This is a genomic window from Arthrobacter sp. L77 (genome assembly GCF_000816565.1).
In the GTDB taxonomy this organism is placed as follows: domain Bacteria; phylum Actinomycetota; class Actinomycetes; order Actinomycetales; family Micrococcaceae; genus Arthrobacter_D; species Arthrobacter_D antioxidans.
In genome coordinates this window covers 1-5,474 of the sequence record NZ_JWSU01000009.1, presented here as the reverse complement: position 1 = coordinate 5,474, position 5,474 = coordinate 1, and the positions used below count along the sequence as shown (strand labels likewise).

5 protein-coding genes and 1 rRNA gene are annotated in these 5,474 nt (G+C 64.5%); 2 read left to right on the top strand and 4 right to left on the bottom strand.

Annotation, left to right across the window (positions count from 1 at the left end; translation table 11 throughout):
- A 16S ribosomal RNA gene (locus RY94_RS16505) occupies positions 1-104 on the bottom strand; the annotation flags it as partial.
- Between the two features lie 1,594 nt (positions 105-1,698).
- Here RY94_RS16505 and RY94_RS16500 point away from each other — a divergent pair.
- Positions 1,699-2,586: a class I SAM-dependent methyltransferase gene (locus RY94_RS16500; RefSeq protein WP_052274530.1), complete on the top strand. Its 888-nt coding sequence runs from the start codon at positions 1,699-1,701 to the stop codon at positions 2,584-2,586.
- A 453-nt stretch (positions 2,587-3,039) separates the two neighbouring features.
- On the opposite strand, the gene RY94_RS16495 is transcribed toward RY94_RS16500, so the two are convergent.
- The 3 genes from RY94_RS16495 to RY94_RS16490 form a co-directional block, all read right to left on the bottom strand.
- Positions 3,040-3,462 carry a hypothetical protein gene (locus RY94_RS16495; protein ID WP_043447864.1) on the bottom strand — a complete coding sequence of 141 codons (423 nt, stop codon included), beginning with the start codon at positions 3,460-3,462 and terminating at the stop codon, positions 3,040-3,042.
- Positions 3,463-3,619: 157 nt separating this feature from the next.
- Positions 3,620-3,922, bottom strand: a complete 303-nt coding sequence (locus tag RY94_RS18035; protein ID WP_156135231.1) for a hypothetical protein — start codon at positions 3,920-3,922, stop codon at positions 3,620-3,622.
- A gap of 171 nt (positions 3,923-4,093) precedes the next feature.
- Entirely contained in the window at positions 4,094-4,336 is a 243-nt protein-coding gene (locus tag RY94_RS16490; RefSeq protein ID WP_156135230.1) for a hypothetical protein, read from the bottom strand.
- Between the two features lie 270 nt (positions 4,337-4,606).
- Here RY94_RS16490 and RY94_RS16485 point away from each other — a divergent pair, with 270 nt between their 5' ends.
- Positions 4,607-4,906: a hypothetical protein gene (locus tag RY94_RS16485; protein ID WP_197060704.1), complete on the top strand. Its 300-nt coding sequence runs from the start codon at positions 4,607-4,609 to the stop codon at positions 4,904-4,906.
- Positions 4,907-5,474 lie beyond the last annotated feature (568 nt).

Here is a 5,474-nt window from a genome sequence, read left to right as displayed (position 1 = left end):
CCGTTCGCCACTAATCCCCCCACAAGTGAGGTTCATCGTTCGACTTGCATGTGTTAAGCACGCCGCCAGCGTTCATCCTGAGCCAGGATCAAACTCTCCGTAAATGCATTACAGACACAACAATGACACCCGGGAAAACGGGCGACACCACTGCACAAAATTCGAAACCAGCCAAAAAAACCAGCCACCACACACAAACATGCGCGACGACCAGCCAATTCAACCAATCAAAAACAATCGGTATCAACAAACTTGGCACACTATTGAGTTCTCAAACAACAGGAACAACCGATTACTCACGGAAACCCGACGCTCACACGCCGCTCGGCCCCGCTTTCCCTCGCCGTTATGTTCACAGCTTATTTCACTTTCTTTTCCCCTGTCAAATCCATTCACCGTGACCTGAACCACCAGCAAAAGAAATACGACAAAGAACAAACCCACCACAAATAGCAGTCGAATTCGACCACGCCTCACAGCGCACGAACCAACCACACGAATTTGAAGGGGATGGTCGCCCTCACCGGGGCAACTCATGAAACACTACACGGCGCACGGCTGTCGGGCAAACCGGACCACCCCCGGCGGGATCACCGTGGTGCGTCCATCGTTCGGCCATGACAGCAGGGCCTGGTGACCGTGCGTCTCCATGCACCGCTCGGTCCGGGTATGCGGGCGCCGCGCTGCGGGCAGGCGCCGACGGTCGGCTACTGGTGGACGAACAGTTCCATGGAGCAGGAAGCCCGGTGGTGCGGGCACGGCTGCAGGCTGAAGCCGGCAAGAACTTACCGATGGCCTCTGTACAGGCAGCTCGAGCTTCCGATGGGCACCAAGAAGGACATCCAGTTGGGTACGCAGTAGGACGTCCGGCCTGCGTTGGCAGGAGCAGGTCCCACTGACGTCTCGCCCCGGTGGTCGGCTCCCCCGGTGCGCCCGCAACTCGACTCCCGCTGCCGCTCCCGACGAACCCATCGGCTCAGGACAGGACTCCGGAATGTTGCGACCGCTCAAGCTGACGACAACACCAAGGGTCGAAGACCTACCGAGACGGGACGACGCGTCGGCCCTGTGACCACTTGTCGTGCCATCCAGCGCGGTCCCCCGGCGGGGCCCCGCCCGAACCGTTCCAGCCCACTCCCGCCCAATCCCTTACCGCCCGCTCCCATCCAGCCGACTCCCATCCAGCCCACTCCCGCCCAATCCCTTACCGCCCGCTCCCGCCCAGTCCCATCCGGCCCAATCCCTTACCGCCCGGTCCCGCCCAGTCCCATCCAGCGGCGAGGCCTGAGCCGCCGCGATGAGCGCGGCTTCGGAACCAGGCCGAAAGGATCCCGCCACGTCCATCAGCCCAGCTCATCCGCCCGGGGCATGGTGGCGTTATCCGCTCCAGGTCGATCGGTACGGAGATGAACAAAAGGGACTGCCGAGCGTCTCGGCAGTTGCCGGGGCTGCGGTAGCCGCGTGCGGTGCCTTCGACCTGTCCACGGTGCGCGCCCAGTCCGCGGCCGCACGGGTGCGGGTGATCGCAGAGTCACGGTCCGGGGTCGCGTCGAGGTCATGAGCCCGATCGTGGGAAGAAGGGCGTTCACCTGCTCTCGCTCCTCGCGCCGATTCGCGTAGAACGCTCTGCCCTGGACGGTCATGGAGCCGTGAACCGAGGCCTTCCGACAGCACGGATCAGCGTTGTAGCGTGAGGGCATGATCGTCCCCGATGCTACCCAGGACGCCGTGGCTGTCGCAGATCACTACGACGAGCTCGATCCGATCTATCGGCGAGTGTGGGGCGACCACGTCCATCACGGGCTATGGGCGACGGGTCGTGAGACGCCCGCCGAGGCCGTGGAGGCGCTGATCGACACGGTCGGCGATCGGCTACGCCTCCTGTCCGGCGAAGCGTGCGTCGACATCGGCTGCGGCTATGGCTCTACTGCAAGGCAGCTCGCGGCGACACACCGGGTCAGCGTCACCGGCTTCACGCTCTCCGCCGAGCAGGCCCACTACGCCTCCGCGCATCCCGTACCCGGCGTGGACATCCGTCTCCGTGATTGGCTCGCCAACGGACTGGCCGATGGGTCGACCGGTGCCGCATGGGCTATCGAGTCGAGCGAGCACATGGTCGACAAACCCAGGTTCTTCGCCGAAGCGCATCGCGTGCTGTCGCCCGGCGGTCGCCTGGTCGTCTGCGCGTGGCTTGCCGAGACTGATGCCGGCGGTTGGAAGGTTCGCCATCTGCTCGAGCCGATCTGCCGCGAGGGGCGCCTGCCCTCGATGGGTACACGCGAAGAATACGAGGCGATGGCGACGGCCGCAGGCTTCGAGATCATCGGTTACGAGGATGTCAGTGCCCGCGTCGCACGCACATGGACAATTTGCGCCCGCCGACTCGTGAGGACCTTGCTCGTCGATCGCGAGACCCGTCGCCTCGCCCTCGGCGCACGCAATCGGATCTTCGTTCTGAGTATCCCTCGCCTGATCCTCGCCTACCGCACCGGTGCGATGCGCTATGGGATCCTCACGCTGTCGAAGGCACGGGAAGTCGGGACGCAGCGCGAACCCGGCCCATCCATGCCGCAGGAGACACCCTGATCGCCTGCACCACTGCAGCCGACTTGTGGGTGAATACAACGGGGCTCGGGCATCACGACCGGCTACCCTATCGGGCGGTGAGGTCGAGCATCTGTGCACCGGGCGCCCTCGAGTCCGACGATCTCCACGACTCCTTCAGGTTCGACCTTCGTCAGATTCCGAAGTCGACTGCACTGGTGTTCGACGTTGTCCGCACGGCTGTCCGAGGTCGCCTGCACTGGCCTGGGCGTTCGATCGCCGCTGGGTCCGAGAGCCGGCGACCAGAGCGGGTCCCGTTGTGGTCCGAAGCGGCGACGTCGGCGTTGACTGTCTCGATGATGAGCTCGACGGGCTGGCCTCTGTCCGACCGTCCCTGTGAGTCGGTAATCCTGTGAGTCCCTGACCTCGGGTCGCACCTGCGCCGGAGGATCCCTGGACGGTGTCGCCCAACCGAGTGCGCTCACCGACTTGGTTTCAGCGGACCAGGATGTTGTCGTGAACCTCGGTCCAACCCTCTCCCCTGAGGTCCTCGTTGGAGTAGGAATCCGTCACCAGAGTGAATTGGAGAAGGTCTGAACCAGCACCGGGCGAAACGGTGACAAGCTGACCATTGCCTTCCCCGCAGCCACCGATGAAGTCGTCGCCCGTGGTCGCATAGGCGCAGAAGCCCTTATCGTCCTTCATTTCACCGATGAAGTACGAAATCTGATTCTGTTCTGCGACTTTCCGGACGGAGTCGATGTCCAGACTCGGGTCGGAGACGAAGTCCGGAAGTTGGTCCTCGGACGTTGCTTTCCGATCCAGAGCGGCGATGCCGTAGTCAGCGCCGCTGCACGCGCTGATGGTGGCAGCGGATAACGCTAGTACCGCGATCGCGGCCGCCTGTCTCGAATACATCGTCGTCCCCTCGGTCCGCGCGAAAAGTGTTGCTGCAGCTGCCGACGCTATCAACCATCGATCGTCGCGCAGCAGCTAGAACCTGAACCGCAATGCCACCGTTATGCAGAAGGGATCGGCTTGCGGGCACCAATGGTGGCGTTGGTCCACGTGGGTTCTACTCGTCGTACTCCACGTCGGCGAAGGCCCCGACTTCTGCACGAAGTCCCTCGGCGATATTGGCGCCCTCTTCCTTCCACGCCACCTCGCTTTCCGGCGAACTCCCATCACTCCCGAACGAATTGTCGGCATCCCGCATGTCGGGCCGGATGCGAAGCCGACGAGTGAGGTTCCATGACGGCCCGAAGCCTGCAGGCTCCATCGTGTACTTGGTCGGACGCTCATCCGTGCTGTTCTCCCCGAGTGGCCACCGATGGCCGTAGTCAACAAACAGGCGGATCCCACGATGAGCGGTCTTCACCGACAGAGCCGAATTCTAGCGCCGTCCGTGCGGTCATCAGTCGGCCGGCGCCAAGGAAACCAGGCGGCGGCCTCGGACGAACCATCCGATGGTCGGTCCGAGCAACAACGTCCGGGGAAGGCGCCATACCTGGACTTACTTCCCAGTCGGAGCTGTACTTGCTCGGCGGGGTCAGAGGCTCTCGACGACGTGATCGTCCTGGCGCAGCGCGACGATCGCCCGGGCGACAGACAGAACAGCCATCAGGGCCAGGACGCACGAACCCACGACCTGATACAGGTTGTCAGCGCTTGAGAACACGAGCACCGCGGCGAGGGCGCACGCCGTACCTCCGAGCCCTTGGAACAGCGCGTCGCGCTTCGACGCGCGAGTGGGTGACCGCCGTTGCGGCTGTCCGTTCATCCCCATAGTCATGGTCGTGAGTGTAGACAGTGGCAGTCCCGGATGACGGCGCCAAGCGTGCCGTAGATGGAACCTCTCGCGGGCAACGTGCTCCGCTGCCCGGAGCACGCCGGTCAACCGATCGCTGACTGCTCCACTCCTGCGTCACCCGATACGGGTACGGGAGGGGTGCCCCTATCCGAGTCAGCCAGTACGCTCGCGGCTATGGCCGCTTGCTCAGTACTGCGTTGTCCGACGTCAGCATCCGCTGTGGTGACGCTGGCGCCCTACTCAAGGCGCGAGGTGCCTGTCTGCGCCGCGCATAAGGCGAGCCTGGACGACGGCGCCCCGTGGATGGCCAACCCCGGCACGCCCATGGGAGCTCTGAGCGACACGACTGGTTCCGTTGAGGTCACGATCCTCATGGGCCAGGACCTCACGCAGGAACCACGGGTGATGGACCTCGGCCTGAGTCCGACCATCGGCAGCGAGGTCGGCTTCTCGGTGAACCTGGTGATCGACGCACCGGACGGGGAGCAGCAGGTCACCTTCTGGCTGACCGAGGACCAGGGTAGGTTGCTCGGATCCTGGCTCAGCGAGTAGCACCACAGTGCCCGCGCGAGGGTTTCCTGCGGGCACCCATTCGATCGCTTCGCACTGCTGCCTGGGACGGACGGTCGATGCCGGCGTGATCCAGGGCGACACCCGCTGTATCTCGGACCCGGCACCGCCGGTGGGCGCCGATCATCGGGACCCGTGATTGCTGGACTGTCCGTATCGAAGGTCTTGGGCGCGCCGACCTGTCCTTGGAAGCACGGGAAGGTCACGAGATGATGCTTATCGCCCCGCTCGGGGCCCTGACGCCTCGCGAGCATGCGACTTCCCGAGCGCTGGGCACTTGTGGGGGCATCGTGGCAGGCACGGGCCGAAGCCGACCGCCGCCGCGCAGAAGGCTGGTGGCCGGGGTGTGGCAGCGGCCGGCGACGGTGGCGGGGCCTGGGGTCAGGGGGTGGGAGGGAACGGGTCCGGGGTGGATTCGCTTCGAGCCGATGTCCCGTCCCGCTGACGCCCTGCCCGCTGGGTGCCTGCCCCATTGTCTGCTCTGTGGTGCCTGGTGCTGGGTGGGTGGTTAACGTGGGAAGGCCCCGCACCTGGTGGTGTGGGGCCTTCC